The sequence below is a fragment of the Thioclava sp. F28-4 genome, assembly GCF_002020045.1.
Lineage (GTDB): Bacteria > Pseudomonadota > Alphaproteobacteria > Rhodobacterales > Rhodobacteraceae > Thioclava > Thioclava sediminum.
Genome location: NZ_MPZQ01000003.1, coordinates 358,592 through 373,679 on the forward strand (window position 1 = coordinate 358,592; position 15,088 = coordinate 373,679).

The following is a 15,088-nucleotide window of genomic DNA, read 5'->3' on the forward strand; positions in this document are numbered from 1 at the left end:
GCCGAAGAGCCCCCGAAAGAACGGAGAGCGATCGTGAACCGGATTTCACCAAGGGTCACCCCCCGCGGGCGGCAGGCATCCGGCAGCCAAGGCCCGACAGATGGGCGGCGCGGGTGCGTCTGTCAAGGGATGCGGCTTTACCCTGCGTCCGCCGATGCGAAACCGCCATATCTCAGGCCCAAAGATATCTCTGGCCCAAAGCGAAAGGGGCGCCCGACCGGACGCCCCTTCCTATCACTGTCCCTCTCCCGTTTAGCAGGAGTAGTAGTACTTGTATTCCACCGGGTGGGGGGTGTGCTCGAACGCGTACACTTCTTCCCACTTCAGTGCGATGTAGCCCTCGATCTGGTCCTTGGTGAACACGTCACCGGCCAGCAGGAACTCGTGATCGGCTTCCAGCGTCTCGAGCGCTTCACGCAGCGAGGCGCAAACGGTCGGGATCGAGGCCAGTTCTTCCGGCGGCAGATCGTAGAGGTCTTTGTCCGAGGACGGGCCCGGATCGATCTTGTTCTTGATGCCGTCGAGGCCAGCCATCAGCAGAGCCGAGAAGCACAGGTAGGGGTTCGCCGACGGATCGGGGAAACGGGCTTCGACGCGCTTTGCCTTGGGGGATTCAGCCCACGGAATACGGACACAACCCGAGCGGTTGCGAGCCGAATACGCGCGCAGAACCGGAGCCTCGAAGCCCGGGATCAGACGCTTGTAGGAGTTGGTCGACGGGTTGGTGAAGGCGTTGAGCGACTTCGCGTGCTTCAGGATACCGCCGATGAAATACAGCGCTTCCTGCGACAGGTCGGCGTATTTGTCGCCTGCGAAGAGCGGCTTGCCGTCTTTCCAGATCGACATGTTCACGTGCATGCCGGTGCCGTTGTCGCCCGCGATCGGCTTCGGCATGAAGGTCGCCGATTTGCCATAGGCGTGCGCCACGTTGTGGATCACGTATTTGTACTTCTGGATGTCGTCGGCCTGCTTGGTCAGCGTCCCGAAGATCAGGCCCAGCTCGTGCTGGCACGAGGCCACTTCGTGGTGGTGCTTGTCGACCTTCATGCCCATGCGCTTCATGGTCGAGAGCATTTCCGAACGCAGGTCCTGCGCGTCATCCACCGGGTTGACCGGGAAGTAGCCGCCCTTGACGCCCGGACGATGGCCCATGTTGCCCATCTCGTAATCGGTGTCGGTGTTCCAGGCCGCGTCGAGCGCGTCGACCTCGTAGGAGACCTTGTTCATCGAGACCGAGAACTTCACGTCGTCGAACAGGAAGAATTCCGCTTCCGGACCGAAGAAGGCCGAGTCACCGATGCCCGAGGCGACGAGATAGGCTTCGGCCTTCTCGGCGGTGCCGCGCGGGTCGCGGGCATAGGGTTCGCCGGTGTCGGGCTCGACCACGGTGCAGTGCACACACATGGTTTTCTCGGCGTAGAAGGGGTCGATATAGACCGAGGACGCGTCCGGGATCAGTTTCATGTCGGACTGATCGATCGACTTCCAGCCCGCGATCGAGGAGCCGTCGAACATGAAGCCTTCTTCGAAGAAATCTTCGTCGACCTCGGTATGCATCAGCGTCACGTGCTGCAGCTTGCCGCGCGGATCGGTGAAGCGAACGTCGACGTATTCGACGTCTTCGTCCTTCATCAGTTTGAGAGCGTCCTTGATGCTCATGTCACATTACCCTTTCGTTGAGCTTGGGTTATCCCCGGACCCGCAACGAGGCCCGGCGGGAATGGCGGAAGTTACAGCGCGTCGTCGCCCGACTCGCCGGTGCGGATACGGATCGCCTGCTCCATCGGAGAGACGAAGATCTTGCCGTCGCCGATCTTCTCGGTGCGCGCGGCATTCGTGATCGCTTCGATGGCGGCGTCGACGAGGTCGTCGGGCAGCACCATCTCGATCTTCACCTTGGGCAGGAAATCCACGACATATTCGGCGCCGCGATAAAGCTCGGTATGGCCCTTCTGGCGCCCGAACCCTTTCACCTCGATCACCGAAAGGCCCTGAATACCAACTTCCTGAAGTGCTTCTTTCACTTCATCGAGTTTGAAGGGCTTGATGATCGCCTCCACCTTTTTCATGCCGCCGACTCCTCCGTCAGGTCTTCGTTCCGACCCCCTCAGACCACTTTCCCAAAGCCCCCGCAATCGGCTAGGCTGGACGGGAGCGAAAAGGGGATCGGAATTCCGAAAGCCGCGCCCGCAATTCGTGCAAGTAGCACAAAAAAGCAGCAGTTTGAAAACGATTCCTTTGAAGACCCGAGGACCATGCCCGAAATCCTGACCGCGAGCCAAATGCGCCAATGCGAACGCGCCGAGATCGAGAGCGGCGCGGTGACAGGCCTTGAATTGATGGAGCGCGCCGGTGAAAGCGTCGTCACGGCGATCTTCTCGCGCTGGCCCGATCCGGGGCCCTCGCAGGCGGTGGTTTTGTGCGGTCCGGGCAATAATGGCGGCGACGGCTATGTGATCGCACGGCTTCTGGCCGAGCGCGGCTGGACCATCGCCTGTTACGCCTATGGCGACCCGACCCGCCTGCCCCCCGATGCGCAGACCAATCACGACCGCTGGGCGCAGATTGGCGCGGTCCTGCCGTGGGACGATGCCGCGATCGAGGACCGGATCGACGATATGGAGGGCGGGCTGGTGATCGACGCTTTGTTCGGCACCGGCCTGACCCGTCCGATGCCCGACGACACGGCCAAGACATGGCGCGGGATTTACCCGCGGCGCTTTTCCAATCCCTCGGGACCGCGCCCGCGCTTTGTCGCGGTCGATATTCCCAGCGGGATTTCCTCGGATAGCGGGCGCAATCTCGGCGGCGCTTTCCCTGCCGATCTGACCGTCAGCTTCCACCGCGCGAAATGCGGCCATTACCTCGATCCCTCGGATGGGCCCGACCGGCCCGGCGGCGGCGCGTCGATGCGCGGCGATCTGGTCGTGACCGATATCGGCCTGCCGCAGGATGCGATTGCGGGCGCCGCACGCCTGATCGACCGCCCGTCGCATTTCCTGATGAAGCAGACCGGCCACAAATACAGCCACGGTCATGCGCTGGTGCTCTCGGGTGGTGCCGGCAAAGGCGGGGCTGCACGGATGGCGGCGCGCGCGGCGCTCAGGATCGGCGCGGGGCTGGTGACACTCGCCTGCCCGCCCAAGGCGCTGGCCGAGAATGCCGCCCATCTCGACGCGATCATGCTGAGCGCCCTACCCGACGCCTATTCCTTGCGCGGGATGCTGAGCGATGAGCGGCTAAACGCGCTCTGCCTCGGCCCCGGTCTGGGTATGGCCCGCGCGCAGGAGATGGTGCCGGCGGCCCTTTGGGGCAAACGGGCGACGGTGCTGGATGCCGATGCGCTCAGCACCTTTGCCGAGGATCCGAGCGTGCTCTTCGGCCAGCTTCACGCGACCTGCGTGCTGACCCCGCATCCGGGCGAATTCAAAAAACTTTTCCCCGATCTGGCCGAGAAACTGTCAGGCGACGATCCAAGCTATTCCAAACTGGACGCAACCCGCGAAGCCGCTGCGCGCGCGGGCTGCACGGTGCTGCTCAAAGGGGCGGATACCGCGATTGCGGGCACCGACGGGCGCGTCGCGCTGCATTCGGCGACGCAGGATCGCGCGGCGCCTTGGCTTGCGACCGCGGGCGCGGGCGATGTGCTGGCGGGGTTGATCGCGGGGCTACTTGCGCGCGGGTTCAAACCCTTCGACGCCGCGACCTCCGCCGCCTGGCTCCATGTCGAGGCCGCGCGCCACTTCGGCCCCGGCCTGATCGCCGAAGACCTCCCCGAAGCGGTCCCGCAGGTGCTGCGCGCGCTGATGGCGCAGGGCTGAGGCCACCCGCGCGCCCGGCTGCCCGCGCAGCTTTTTCGACCTGTCTCGCGCAAAATTGACATCAATCAATGATGCCCCTCACCGCGTCGTGAAAATGAACCCGGGGATACGCAACTTTGGGGTATTGGCGTGGGACTTTCATCTTCGGGCGCGCGGTCGGAAATGCGGCGCGCTTTTTCCGGGAGCCGGGGGCTGATCGGCTCGGCTGTTCTGTTCAGCTTTTTCACCAATCTTCTGCTTCTGACCGGGCCGCTTTTCATGCTGCAGGTCTATGACCGGGTGATCGGTTCGCGCTCGGAAGAGACGCTGGTCGCGCTGTTCGGCCTCGTGGTGTTTCTCTACCTGTTCTACACCATTCTGGAATTCGTCCGCGCCCGCGTAATGGCGCGGGTCGGCGCACGGCTTCACGCCAATCTCTCCGACCGGGTTTTCCGCGCCTCGCTGGAGCGCGCGGCACTCGGGCGCACCGACAAGGGCGCGAGCGCGCTGCAGGACCTCGATGCGGTGAAAACCGTCTTCGCCTCGCCGGTACTTCTGTCGCTGCTGGACATTCCGTGGACGCCGGTCTTCGCCGCCGCGATCTTCATCTTCCACCCGCTTCTGGGCTGGCTGGCGCTGGCGGGCGGTGCGCTTTTGATCGTGACCTCGCTGCTCAACCACTGGCTCACCCAGACCCGCCTGACCGAGGCGCAGGGCACCTCTTTCGCGGGCAACCAGATCGCGCGGCAGGTCGAGGACGGGGCCGACTACCTCTGGGCGCAGGGCATGGGAGAGACCATGCGCGCGCGCTGGCAGGACACCCAGACCGAAGGTCAGCGCAAGATGCTGCGTGCGGCCGACTGGACCGGCGCGTTCGGCGCCTTCTCAAAGGGCTTCCGGATGCTGCTGCAATCGGCGGTGCTGGCCGCAGGTGCCTATCTGGTGCTGCAACACGAGATGACGGCGGGCGCGATCATCGCGGGCTCGGTCCTGCTGGGCCGCGCGCTCGCCCCGGTCGAGCAGGTGCTGGGCCAATGGACGCTGCTGCACCGCGCGCGCAACGGCTGGGCCGCGCTGCGGGCGTTTCTGGGCTCCGTGCCCGAGGCGCGTAAGCCGACCGAACTGCCCGCCCCGACGGGCGATCTGTCGGTGCGCGGCGTCTCGGTCTCGCGCAGGCGCGGCGAGCGTCCGATCCTGTATAACGTGAGCTTCGATGTCGCGCCGGGTGAAGCCATCGGCGTGATCGGCAAGAGCGGCTCGGGCAAGACGACGCTGGCGCGGGCGCTTGTGGGCCTCGTCTCCCCCACCGCGGGCGAAGTGCGCCTCGCCGCCGCCAAGCTCGACCAATACAGCCCCGAGCGGCTGGGCCAGTTCATCGGCTACCTGCCGCAGGTGGTGAAAACCTTCGACGGCACCATCGCCGAGAACATCGCGCAGATGGCCCAATCGCCGGATGCCGAGCGGGTCGTGGCCGCCGCAAAGAAAGCGCATATCCACGAGATCATCCTGCAACTGCCCAAGGGCTACGACACCCATATCAGCGCGCGCGATGCGCAGCTCTCGGGCGGCCAGCGCCAGCGGCTGGGTCTGGCCCGTGCGCTTTACAACGATCCGGTGCTTCTGGTGCTCGACGAGCCGAACTCGGCACTCGACTCCGAGGGCTCCGAGGCGCTGAACGCCGTGGTGAAGGCGATGACCGAGGAAGGCAAATCGGTCGTGCTGATGACCCACCGCACCAATGCGATCAAGGCCTGCTCGCGCCTTGTGATCCTCGAGAGCGGCCAGATCACCGCGCAGGGGCCGCGCGACGAGGTCATCCAGTCGATGATCAAGAACGCGCAGGACGTGCAACGCATTCTGACGATGAGGGCCGAGAAATGAGCAAATCCTCCGATTTCGCAAATAGCCGACTTCTGCTCGTCGCTGGCTTCGGCGCGATCACCCTCCTTGTCGGCGGCATGGGTGCCTGGAGCGTCGGCGCGAAGATCAACGGCGCGGTCGTGTCCCGCGGCGTGGTCAAGGTCGAGAGCGAACGGCAGGTGATCCAGCACCCCGACGGCGGCGTCGTGGGCGAAATCCTCGCCCATAACGGCGATCAGGTGCATGCGGGCGACGTGCTGCTGCGCCTCGACGGGACCTTCCTGCGCTCGGAGCTTGCGATCGTGCAGGCGCAGCTTCTGGAAATCGCAGTGCGCAAGGCGCGGCTGGCCGCCGAACGCGACGATCTGGCAAAGGTCGATTTCACCGTCCTGCCGGACTTCCCGATGCTCGATCCCGAACAGGTCGCCCAGCAACGCGAGGGCCAAAGCAACCTCTTTGCCGCGCGTCAGGCGACGATGGCCAAGAAGATCAACCAGCTGCGCGAGCAACAGCAGCAGATCGAAAAGCAGATCGAAGGCGTCGAGGCGCAGCGCGTCTCGCTGATGGAACAGCTCGATCTCGTGTCGCAGGAGCTGGAGGACAAGCAGAGCCTTTACGAGCGCAAGCTGATGGAAGCCTCGCGCGTGCTCGCCACCCAGCGCGAACACGCCAAGCTGACCGGCGAAATCGGGCGGCTGAACTCGGTCATCGCGGAAGCCCGCGTGCGGATCTCGTCGCTCGAGATCGAGGTCGTGGGCCTGTCCGAGGATCGCCGCGAGGCGGCGATCACCCAGCTGCGCGACCTGCAATATAACGAGATTTCGCTGGTCGAACGCGAGACCACCCTGCGCGAGAAGCTCGCGCGGCTCGACGTGCGCGCGCCGGTCGATGGCGTGGTGTTCGGCTCGCAGGTCTTCGCGCTGCAATCGGTCATCCAGCCCGCTCAGCCGATGATGTTCCTCGTGCCCAGCGATCAGCCGCTCTACGTCTCGGTCCGCGTCGATCCGACGAGCATCGATCAGGTCTATTCCGGTCAGCAGGTCTCGCTGCAATTCTCGACCTTCAATCGCCGCACCACGCCCGCGATCCCGGCCGAGGTGCTGCGGGTCTCGCCCGACGTGCAGACCGACGAGGCGAACCGCGAGACCTATTACGAGGCGACGGTGGAGCCCGACCCGGAAGCGCTGGCCTCCCTGCCCGAGGTCAAGCTGATGCCCGGCATGCCGGTGGAAGCCTTCCTCAAGACCGACGCGCGCACGCCGCTGTCCTACCTGACCCAGCCGCTGACGATCTATTTCAACCGCGCCTTCCGGGGGGAATGAGGGAGCATCTAGCCTCCCCTAGGCAGCGTTACTAACGATCAAGATGAACGGCCCGGCGGATACCTCGCCGGGCCGTTTTCGTGATCGATGGCAGAGCGTTGCGCCACGAGGGAGGAAAGAGAAAGGCCCGACGGATCGCTCCGCCGGGCCCTTCCGGTACCACTGATGAAAGTGGGGTCGGTCAGGGCGTTTGCGTGGTGATGAACGCTCCGGTGAACGCATCGTTCGTCACCCCGTCATCAAGCGTGCCGTCTGCATAGCCAGCAATATTGTCGGGCAGCGTTGCTCCGCTCCCGCCGACGAATTCGCCGTCGAGCAAAATCGAGGTGGTGTAATCGGTGCCGCCGTTGGAGAGCGTCCCATCGAGGCTGCCTCCGAAGGTATCGGCCGTCCCGACAACGCCGCTATCGGTGATCGTCCCGCCGGAAAGCGTAAGCGAGCCGGTATAGGCGTCCTTCGTCGAGTGCTGGAAATTCGTCGCCGAGCCGGTGACCGTCCCGCCCGAGAAATTCGCGTCGAGCGATAGCTCGCCGATTAACGTCCCGCCGCTGTCAAGGTCGCCCTTGACGTAACCGGTGTAGCTGGCCGTACCCGAATTCGGCACATCGTCGCGTCCGCCAGTCACATCCCCGGTACTCAGATCCACGACCCCAGCCGCCGCCGTATCGGCGCGCGCCACGAGTTCCGCATAGGTGGGGGCGGTGTTGACCGTGGTTCCGCTGCCGCCGCAGGCCGAGAGAGTGGCGGCCGCAGCCGCCAGTGCAATGAAAGTTACTTTGTTGTTCATTCGTATTGTCCTTCTAGAAACCCGGATCAGACGCTCACGAGCGTCATGTCGGCGACAAATTGATCGACGGTTGTGAAATCATCCTCGGTGATCAGGCTCACATCCACATCGCGCAGGATCATCCGGTCGTCACCTGCGGTGATTTGAGTGCCCGTCGTGCGGTAGCTGGTGATCTCGAGGTCGGCGAAGGTCAGCCCCCCGTCGAGTGCGATCATGTCGACCCCGTCTTCGAAGTCGTAGACGATGTCGAGCGTGGTGCCCTCTGCGAAGACGAACCCATCCGCGTCCAGACCGCCATAGAGACGGTCGAGCCCGGCACCCCCGTCGAGCAGGTCGGTGCCCGCAAGGCCGTAGAGGATATCGTTTCCGCCCAGCGCCGTGATGATGTCGTCGCCCGGGGTCCCCATCAGCGTCTCGCTCGCATCGGTGCCGATGATCTCGTTGGGGCCCGTTGTGCCCGGATCATCGCCCGCACCCGGGTTGGCCAGAAGGAAGTCTTCCTCCATGACGAGCCCTCCGCTCGGCCCGAGATCGCCAGCCACGTCGGTCAGCGTTGCGATCAGAACCGGCTCGGCGCCGATTTCGGCCCCATCCGTATCGAGGTAGATTTCAAGATTGGTCCCATTCACCACTTGCGAGATGTTGTCGGCAAAATTCGTGTCCGAGACGCCCAGCCCGATCAGGCCGATCGCATCGGTGCCAACTTCGAAATCGCTGATCGTGCTCGCGGTCAGCGGCACGCCCTCGACCGAGGAGCCGTAGGTGAGGACGAAGAGATCGGTGCCCGCGCCGCCCGTGAAGGCGTTCGAGCCGATCCCGACAAGGAAATCATTCCCGTCCGTGCCGACGACATTGGCCCCCACCGCATAGGGCGTGACCAGTTCGTAATCCATCAGCAGCTCGGCGCTGTAGATCGTCGCGGGTTTGATATCGCCCTTGATGTAGACCGCCATATCGAAGCCGTCGGAATAGTTCATCCCGTTGACAGACACCTCGCCGGGCTTGTCCTGCCAGCCCGAGCTGACCGAGAGCGGCTGGGCGGGATAGCCCCAATCGAGCAGGTTGATCACCGTCTGGGTCTCTGCGCCGACCTCGTATTTCACCTCGTCATTGGTGGGAGGCGGCTCGTCGCTCGGGTCGATCGGGATCACCACCGAGGGCAGATCCTGCCCATATTTGTCGGTCTTCAGACGCCAGCGCGGACCGCTATCGGCATATTCGGTGCCATCTTCGTTCAGCACCGGCTCGAAGGGTTCGCGGTCCATCGTGGTGTACCACGCGTTGGTGAAGCCCGCCGCTCCATCCTCGGCCCCGATCGTCGCGAGATCGCTCGCTGCCCATTGCTGCGCCAGAAGATCGTCGCGCAGGATCGTGCCCGCCTCGTAGAGCGTGCCATCCCCCGCATAGTAGTCATCGGCGGTGATCCAGACCTCACGGGCACCCTGCCCGTCAAGGTTGTAGTCCGGCACGATGATATATTCCGGCAACGTGCCGATCGCGGCCTCGTTCTCGAAATCCTCGGGACGGATCTGGTCGTTGGGGTTGTTGGTGATCGTATGATGCACGACCAACTCGGCCTCGGTCACGTGGTAGATGTTACGCAGCGAGGTGTAGGGGTTGTACTCGCTCCACTCGTCGGGCAGGTCCATCGTCGCTTCAAGACGCACATCATTAGGCTTCTTGATCGTGTTACCCCAGCGATAGAGCAGCTTTCCGTCATCCTTCAGCGTCACCGAGTAGTCGCTGCTGACCGCGATATTGCTGTCGATCTCGGTCTCGTTGGCAGAGAGGATATCCTTGATGTCGACCTTGCCGTCACCATTGGTGTCGGTGATCGTGATGCCTTCATATTCTCCCTCGAGCAGGCCGCGCACCGACTTCCCATCATATTCACCGCCGACGATGAAAAGCTCGTCGTCGAGCGGATAGAGCGCCTCGGTATCCCCCGGGAAACGCTGGTCCGACAGGATGTTCTGCATCACGACGTAATGCTCGGTCGAGGCCTTCACCGTGTTGCCGCCCAGACCCGCGAGCCAAGTGCCGTAGACGGCGGGCGTCTTGAACGTGTCGGTGGGTGAATCCGAGATCACGAGACCAAGCTGATTGCCCTCGGAGTCGTAGATATCGCCCGCCCAACCCTCGGCATAGTCGCCATCGAGCTCTTTCTGCTCGGCATTCTGAAAATCACTGACGTAATAGCCGAATTCACTGTCGATCGGATAAAGCGTCACCCCCTCCTTGGTGATCTTGGAATCCTCGGGATCGTTCGGATCGTCGACGGTATCGAAGACCGCCTGCGGGTCTCCGGAGTTCCCGACCGTCATCCCGTCGAAGGTCACCGTGATATCCGCTGTGCTGAAAACATGCGACGAGCGGAACATCGGGTCGGTGTTCAGCGGTTCGTCCCAATCGTCGACGTTACTCGGGTCAATTTGTGTCGCCATATCTGCGTCCCCTCTATCCATATGAGCGAACCGATGACCCCTCAGGCACCTGCCCTCCCGTCATCCGCCGCGTCCCCACGTCAAATGGCGTCCAGTCAGGAAATAGAGACTTATCCATCTGATTTCACTGCGAATTTACCGTCAGCCACGACTCACATTCCCGTGAGTTCTTCGTGATTCGCATTGATGTGTGTCAACGAAATCGAGAGGAGATGGGCAGCGTGGCGACTTAGTCGCAGAAATCGCAATATTTACAGATGAAAGCCCCAAACCGGGGCGCGAGGTCAGAAATTCGACTGCAGTCCGAGCCGCAATTTCACCTGCGAGCTGTCGTAGAAATCGACATTGGAGCGGGTCTCTTCGCCCTCCAGCCGCAGGGTTGGCGAGATGCCGTAGAAGTCGAGCTTCGGGAACCCGAATTGCAGCGCCAGCCGCCCGCGCGTGTCGCGCCGTGCGCCGGGCCCGTAAAGCGTCGCGTCATAATCGCGTCGCTCCAGTTCCAGCGCCGCGCCGACGGTGACGGTCCCGGCCAGCGGCTTGGCGAAATCGTAAGACACGCCCGCAAGCATCGCCCGATGATCGATCTCGACCGCCTCCGAGGACGCGTCGCGCAGGGCAAAGGACAGCCCCAGCCGATCCCCTCCCTCAAGCCGCCGGTGATGGCTCAGGCTCGCGGTGACGACATTCGCCGAATTGCGGAAACTGTCGAGGCGCAACTGCCGTTCGCCAGAGAGCGTCACCTGCGTGAGCGAACGCCGCGGATCGCCCCACTGCGCGCTGCCCGAAACCCGCAGATAGTTGCTCAGATCGTCGCCGCCATACCAGTTCTTGCCCGCGAGAAGATCGAGGCGATAGCGCAACGGTGCATCGGCCGGGCTGAGCGCCTGCCCCAGCGTCACCTCGACCGCGTTGAACGCGTAATCCGAGCCACGCGCATCGGGCACCGAGTCCTTCGCATCGCCCGACAGCACCACCTGTTTGGTGTAGATCTGCGCCCCGAAACTCGCGGGCAACTCCCCAAACCCTGCGAATTTGTAGCGCGCCTTCAGCGACAGCGAAATCTCGTAGCCCGACAGCGCCTTCGCATCGGGATTGAGCGTGAAGTCGATACCGCCGATATCGACCGTATCCGCGAGACTGCCATTGTTGACATTGCTCGACGCGCCCGCGTCGAAATTCACCGAGAAGCTCCACGGATTGGCCGCGGACAGGACGCGATAGTCCCGCACGCTCGACGCGCGCACCGCATCATTGGGCGCCATTTCGATCGCGCGGCGTTGCCAGAGCTGGGCTGCGAACGGATGCCCGAGATCGTAGCTCGCCGCCGCCATCTCGACCGCGCTGACATATTTTTCCTGCTGCGTCCGGGCCTGCGCATTGGCGCGGGTGGCCGCCGCCTTCGCGCCTGCCGCGTCGCCCTGCCCCCGCAGCGCCCGCGCCAGCACGACAAGCGCGCCCACATCGTCTGGATTGCGCGCCAAGCGCGCGCGCGCCGCTGCCTCCGCCGCGGGCCAATCGCCCGACCGCAACACCTGCAACAGCGCCGCGTCGGTGATAGCACCAGCGACGGGAGCCTCCGCGACCGCGGGACCGGGCCCCAAGACAAGCAGCAGAGCCATCGCCCCGCCGCACAGAAAACGCCAGGCGCACCGCAGTTTGCGCCCGTCGATATGGCCTTCGGTCATCGTCACCCCTTTGAGGTCGCGCGCCCCAGACAATGCGGGCGGCGAGATGCATCAGCCCCTCGCCGCCCGTGTCAGATTATTGCGACGCTTGCTCGCGCGAGCGATCCTGGTCTTGCGTATTGGTGTGGGTGCCCGAGGTGTCCGTGGTGGCGGTCGAGGTGCCCGCCGGAGCGGTCATCGCCTCATCGGTCATGTCGGAAGCTGCCGGACCGGTCATCGTCTCGCAGCCAGCCAGAGCCGCAGTCACGCCAAGAATGATAAGCAGGTTTTTCATCTGTCTCTCCTTTGTTGCAAGATATTTTACCGTGACTGTTCAGCGTGATTCTTTGATGCCGATCAACGTGCTACCCGTGCCGCGCGATTTTTCCTGCAACTTCATGATGAGAGGCGCAGAAAAGACCGGCACAATCCCGGCTTTTCGACCTCGTAGCTCTCGCATCCCGATCTGACCCGGACTAGAATCCTTCCCGCGACAGGGAGAGGAGACGCATGAACGAGCATCCGAAATCCGGACAGCCGGTCGAGATCGAGGGCGTGGTGGCGCAGGGCAAATTGCAGCGCCTGCTCGACGTACTCCCGGAGGATTTGCGCAGCGAGATGATGCCGCTCTGGCAAAGCATTCGCTTTTCGCCGGGCGATGTGCTGATCGAAGACGGCGAGGTCGCGGACCGGATTGGCTTCGTGACCGACGGGTTTCTCGCGATGTCGAAAACCCTGCAGGACCGGCACCGCCACATCATCGGGCTGATCACGCCGTCGGACATGTTCGGGCGCGCCTTCAACGGCCCCTCCGGCTACCGGATCGAGGCGCTCAGCGACGGGGCGGTTCTGACCTGCGACCGGCAGAAATTCGAAGCGATCATCGCCCGCTCGCATGAGGCGGAGCGGTTGTTCCTGCTGAGCATTCTCGACGAGCTCGACGCCGCGCGCGAGTGGGTGATGGTGCTGGGCAGCTCGAAAGTCGTCGAGCGGCTCGCCTCGCTCCTGATCATCCTGAGCCGCCACAAATACCGGACCCTGGAAGGCACCGCGCATGCGCCCATCCAGCTGAACCTGCATATCCATATCAAGCGGGTCGATATAGCGCATCTGCTGGGCACCTCGCCGGAATCGCTGAGCCGGGCGTTTCACCAGCTCGAGCGCACGGGCGCGATCCGGATCGTCACGCCTTACGATGTCGAGCTCGCCAATCTGGAGAGGCTTATCGAAATCTCGGGAAATTCGCTGGAGATGCGCGACGAGTGAGCGCGCTCAGTGGTGCACGATCTCCTCCAGCCCTTCGGACAGGGCCTCGAGGTCGTTCAGGCGGAATTGCCTAGCGTTCAGGATATCGATCAGCCCGTCTTTCTGGAACTGATGCAGCGAGCGGCTGACCGTCTCCTGCGTCGTGGCGATGAGATCGGCGATGTCCTGACGCGGCAGGAGCATCGTCAACACGCCACCCCCGTCAGGCAGGGCTTTCCAAGGCATGATACTGGGCGCCAGCAGCAGCAGCGCGCGCAGTCGGCTCGCAGGTCCATAGGCGCCCAGTAGCAAGCTCAACCGCCGCGCTTTCTCGGTCCAGTTTTCCGCCTGATGACACAGGGCCCGGCGCAATTCGGGCTCCTGCTCAATCAGCTGAGCGAAGTTCGCCGACTCGAACAGGCAAAGTCTGGTGTCGATCACGGCTTCGATCGCGGTGTCCCGCGTGCCCCGGATGATCTGCCCGATGCTGTCGCCCGGAACGACGAGCCCCGTGATCTTGCGACGCCCCGCGAGCGAATGGCTCTGCATCCGCAACATGCCGCTCTGAACCAGCGCGATGTGGTGGCAGGTGACATCTTCCTCGCACAGCCGGTCATTGGCCGCGACGGAGATCGCGCGCGCCCGTTGCGCGACCCTGGCGAGGGTTCGATCCGAGAGGGATCCGCAAACGCCATGGTTACGTCCAGCGCAACCCGCGCAATGCAAGATCGCCTCTGCATTTCGCAAAGGTGCCGTCATCAAAATCTCCGAACAGATTTAACCACGCGTTTCGCAGCGAAACTGCGTACTCGTCCCCTAGTGCATAATAAGACTATGCAAATGACATATCATCCTGTCAACATAAGCGCGTGATCAGGTACGTTTATGTCAAATCACTATCGCAGATGTGACGAGACGACGCCTCGCAACCCTCTGAGACTTATGAAAATTGTCGGAAATTCCGCGTCGATCAGGCGTCGACGCTTGCCACTGCGGCGGCCATTTCCACGCCATCGACATAGATCACTTCGGCCGTCTCGAATTCCAGCACGAAGAGCCGCGCGCGGCCTTGGCCCAGCGTGACATAGTGGCCGTCGACGACAGATTGCGCTGGCAGAAGCGCCTCGCGCTTGCCGTAGATCACCTGCACCCGCCAGTCGCGCATCATCAACTGCGCGCCCTGCGCAATCAGAAGTGGCGCCCCGGGCCGGTCATGGCCAAGCGCGCCGGGCGAGATGCGGATCAGCGCGCCCACATAATCGCCCGCCCGCAACGCCTTGAGCTTGCATGTCCCGCTGCGCGTCACGATCCGGTCGCCGGGTTCGAGAAACTCGATCGGGATGGCCCCGTCGAGCGTGTAGACCCGCGCCCCGGCGGCGATCCCCGCGCTGAGATCCGGCTTCGGCTTGCGCGCCTCGGGCGGCGATACGCGCTCTGTCACGTTCGGGCCAGCCGGGCCCGGCAATGCGTGGCGTGGATTGGATTCGATGATCTGGCGGAGCATGGCCATGCCATCCCCCCGCCCTGGTGCCTGTCCCATGGCGATACCTGCTCTTGCCTACTCGTAACTTCGGCGTCTGACGCGCCTTTGGGTACAGGCTAACCCTCACCATCTCGTTAAGACGAGCAAAATCGCATCTTCCTCTTTCCGAGCCCGCAGGCTGTTGCTATTACGCCCCTGATGCGGGTGTGGCGGAATTGGTAGACGCACTTGGTTTAGGTCCAAGCGCCTTTGGCGTGGGGGTTCATATATGGGGCTGAAGGAAGCTACTTTTTATGAACCCGTAGAGGGGACATGGCGAAATTGGTAGACGCGCAGGATTTAGGTTCCTGTTGAGCAATCAGTGGGGGTTCAAGTCCCCCTGTCCCCACCAATAACCTATTGTTTTAATTGCATATTTTTGACGCAGAGCAAGCAAGTGCTTTGACGATCCAAAGCCCCCCTCGATCGCGATCTCATGGCCAA

General features: G+C 63.2%; 12 protein-coding genes and 1 tRNA gene. 5 read left to right on the forward strand and 8 right to left on the reverse strand.

The genetic code is table 11. From position 1 onward, the window contains the following. Window positions 1-252: 252 nt before the first annotated feature. Both glnA and BMI87_RS09345 read right to left on the reverse strand, forming a co-directional pair. Window positions 253-1,659, reverse strand: coding sequence for a type I glutamate--ammonia ligase (gene glnA, locus BMI87_RS09340; RefSeq protein WP_078520902.1), 1,407 nt, complete (start codon window positions 1,657-1,659; stop codon window positions 253-255). A 71-nt stretch (window positions 1,660-1,730) separates the two neighbouring features. Then, entirely contained in the window at window positions 1,731-2,069 is a 339-nt protein-coding gene (locus BMI87_RS09345) for a P-II family nitrogen regulator (RefSeq protein ID WP_075775041.1), read from the reverse strand. A gap of 186 nt (window positions 2,070-2,255) precedes the next feature. Here BMI87_RS09345 and BMI87_RS09350 point away from each other — a divergent pair, with 186 nt between their 5' ends. The 3 genes from BMI87_RS09350 (at window position 2,256) to BMI87_RS09360 (ending at window position 6,982) form a co-directional block, all read left to right on the forward strand. Continuing rightward, entirely contained in the window at window positions 2,256-3,821 is a 1,566-nt protein-coding gene (locus tag BMI87_RS09350; protein WP_078520903.1) for an NAD(P)H-hydrate dehydratase, read from the forward strand. 162 nt (window positions 3,822-3,983) lie between these two features. Further along, window positions 3,984-5,681 (forward strand): type I secretion system permease/ATPase, encoded by a 1,698-nt coding sequence (locus BMI87_RS09355; RefSeq protein ID WP_078520904.1) that lies wholly within the window; start codon window positions 3,984-3,986, stop codon window positions 5,679-5,681. Next, window positions 5,678-6,982, forward strand: coding sequence for an HlyD family type I secretion periplasmic adaptor subunit (locus BMI87_RS09360; RefSeq protein WP_078520905.1), 1,305 nt, complete (start codon window positions 5,678-5,680; stop codon window positions 6,980-6,982). Before BMI87_RS09355 ends, BMI87_RS09360 begins: the two co-directional genes overlap by 4 nt. Window positions 6,983-7,163: 181 nt before the next feature. On the opposite strand, the gene BMI87_RS09365 is transcribed toward BMI87_RS09360, so the two are convergent. The 4 genes from BMI87_RS09365 to BMI87_RS09380 form a co-directional block, all read right to left on the reverse strand. Then, entirely contained in the window at window positions 7,164-7,769 is a 606-nt protein-coding gene (locus tag BMI87_RS09365; RefSeq protein ID WP_078520906.1) for a hypothetical protein, read from the reverse strand. A gap of 26 nt (window positions 7,770-7,795) precedes the next feature. After that, a complete protein-coding gene (locus tag BMI87_RS09370) occupies window positions 7,796-10,213 on the reverse strand; it encodes a calcium-binding protein (protein WP_078520907.1) in 2,418 nt (805 codons plus the stop codon). A gap of 284 nt (window positions 10,214-10,497) precedes the next feature. Beyond that, entirely contained in the window at window positions 10,498-11,898 is a 1,401-nt protein-coding gene (locus BMI87_RS09375) for a surface lipoprotein assembly modifier (RefSeq protein WP_146681546.1), read from the reverse strand. 76 nt (window positions 11,899-11,974) lie between these two features. Continuing rightward, entirely contained in the window at window positions 11,975-12,172 is a 198-nt protein-coding gene (locus BMI87_RS09380; RefSeq protein WP_078520909.1) for a hypothetical protein, read from the reverse strand. Window positions 12,173-12,387: 215 nt separating this feature from the next. Between BMI87_RS09380 and BMI87_RS09385 the strand changes: the two genes are divergently transcribed. Continuing rightward, window positions 12,388-13,143 (forward strand): Crp/Fnr family transcriptional regulator, encoded by a 756-nt coding sequence (locus BMI87_RS09385; RefSeq protein ID WP_078520910.1) that lies wholly within the window; start codon window positions 12,388-12,390, stop codon window positions 13,141-13,143. 6 nt (window positions 13,144-13,149) lie between these two features. On the opposite strand, the gene BMI87_RS09390 is transcribed toward BMI87_RS09385, so the two are convergent. Together BMI87_RS09390 and BMI87_RS09395 are read right to left on the reverse strand one after the other, a co-directional pair. After that, complete coding sequence (locus tag BMI87_RS09390) at window positions 13,150-13,881, reverse strand: Crp/Fnr family transcriptional regulator (RefSeq protein ID WP_078520911.1); 732 nt, start codon at window positions 13,879-13,881, stop codon at window positions 13,150-13,152. Between the two features lie 211 nt (window positions 13,882-14,092). Continuing rightward, window positions 14,093-14,632 (reverse strand): Hint domain-containing protein, encoded by a 540-nt coding sequence (locus BMI87_RS09395; protein ID WP_168175184.1) that lies wholly within the window; start codon window positions 14,630-14,632, stop codon window positions 14,093-14,095. Between the two features lie 279 nt (window positions 14,633-14,911). On the opposite strand from BMI87_RS09395, the gene BMI87_RS09400 reads away from it, so the two are divergent. After that, window positions 14,912-14,996: transfer RNA gene (locus tag BMI87_RS09400), tRNA-Leu, on the forward strand. The last annotated feature ends 92 nt before the right edge of the window (window positions 14,997-15,088 follow it).

Excerpts from the sequence above, each read along its gene's own strand:
- glnA (WP_078520902.1), bottom strand. The coding sequence starts at position 1,659 with ATGAGCATCAAGGACGCTCTCAAACTGATGAAGGACGAAGACGTCGAA.
- BMI87_RS09345 (WP_075775041.1), bottom strand. The coding sequence starts at position 2,069 with ATGAAAAAGGTGGAGGCGATCATCAAGCCCTTCAAACTCGATGAAGTG.
- BMI87_RS09350 (WP_078520903.1), top strand. The coding sequence starts at position 2,256 with ATGCCCGAAATCCTGACCGCGAGCCAAATGCGCCAATGCGAACGCGCC.
- BMI87_RS09355 (WP_078520904.1), top strand. The coding sequence starts at position 3,984 with ATGCGGCGCGCTTTTTCCGGGAGCCGGGGGCTGATCGGCTCGGCTGTT.
- BMI87_RS09360 (WP_078520905.1), top strand. The coding sequence starts at position 5,678 with ATGAGCAAATCCTCCGATTTCGCAAATAGCCGACTTCTGCTCGTCGCT.
- BMI87_RS09365 (WP_078520906.1), bottom strand. The coding sequence starts at position 7,769 with ATGAACAACAAAGTAACTTTCATTGCACTGGCGGCTGCGGCCGCCACT.
- BMI87_RS09370 (WP_078520907.1), bottom strand. The coding sequence starts at position 10,213 with ATGGCGACACAAATTGACCCGAGTAACGTCGACGATTGGGACGAACCG.
- BMI87_RS09375 (WP_146681546.1), bottom strand. The coding sequence starts at position 11,898 with ATGACCGAAGGCCATATCGACGGGCGCAAACTGCGGTGCGCCTGGCGT.
- BMI87_RS09380 (WP_078520909.1), bottom strand. The coding sequence starts at position 12,172 with ATGAAAAACCTGCTTATCATTCTTGGCGTGACTGCGGCTCTGGCTGGC.
- BMI87_RS09385 (WP_078520910.1), top strand. The coding sequence starts at position 12,388 with ATGAACGAGCATCCGAAATCCGGACAGCCGGTCGAGATCGAGGGCGTG.
- BMI87_RS09390 (WP_078520911.1), bottom strand. The coding sequence starts at position 13,881 with ATGACGGCACCTTTGCGAAATGCAGAGGCGATCTTGCATTGCGCGGGT.
- BMI87_RS09395 (WP_168175184.1), bottom strand. The coding sequence starts at position 14,632 with ATGGCCATGCTCCGCCAGATCATCGAATCCAATCCACGCCACGCATTG.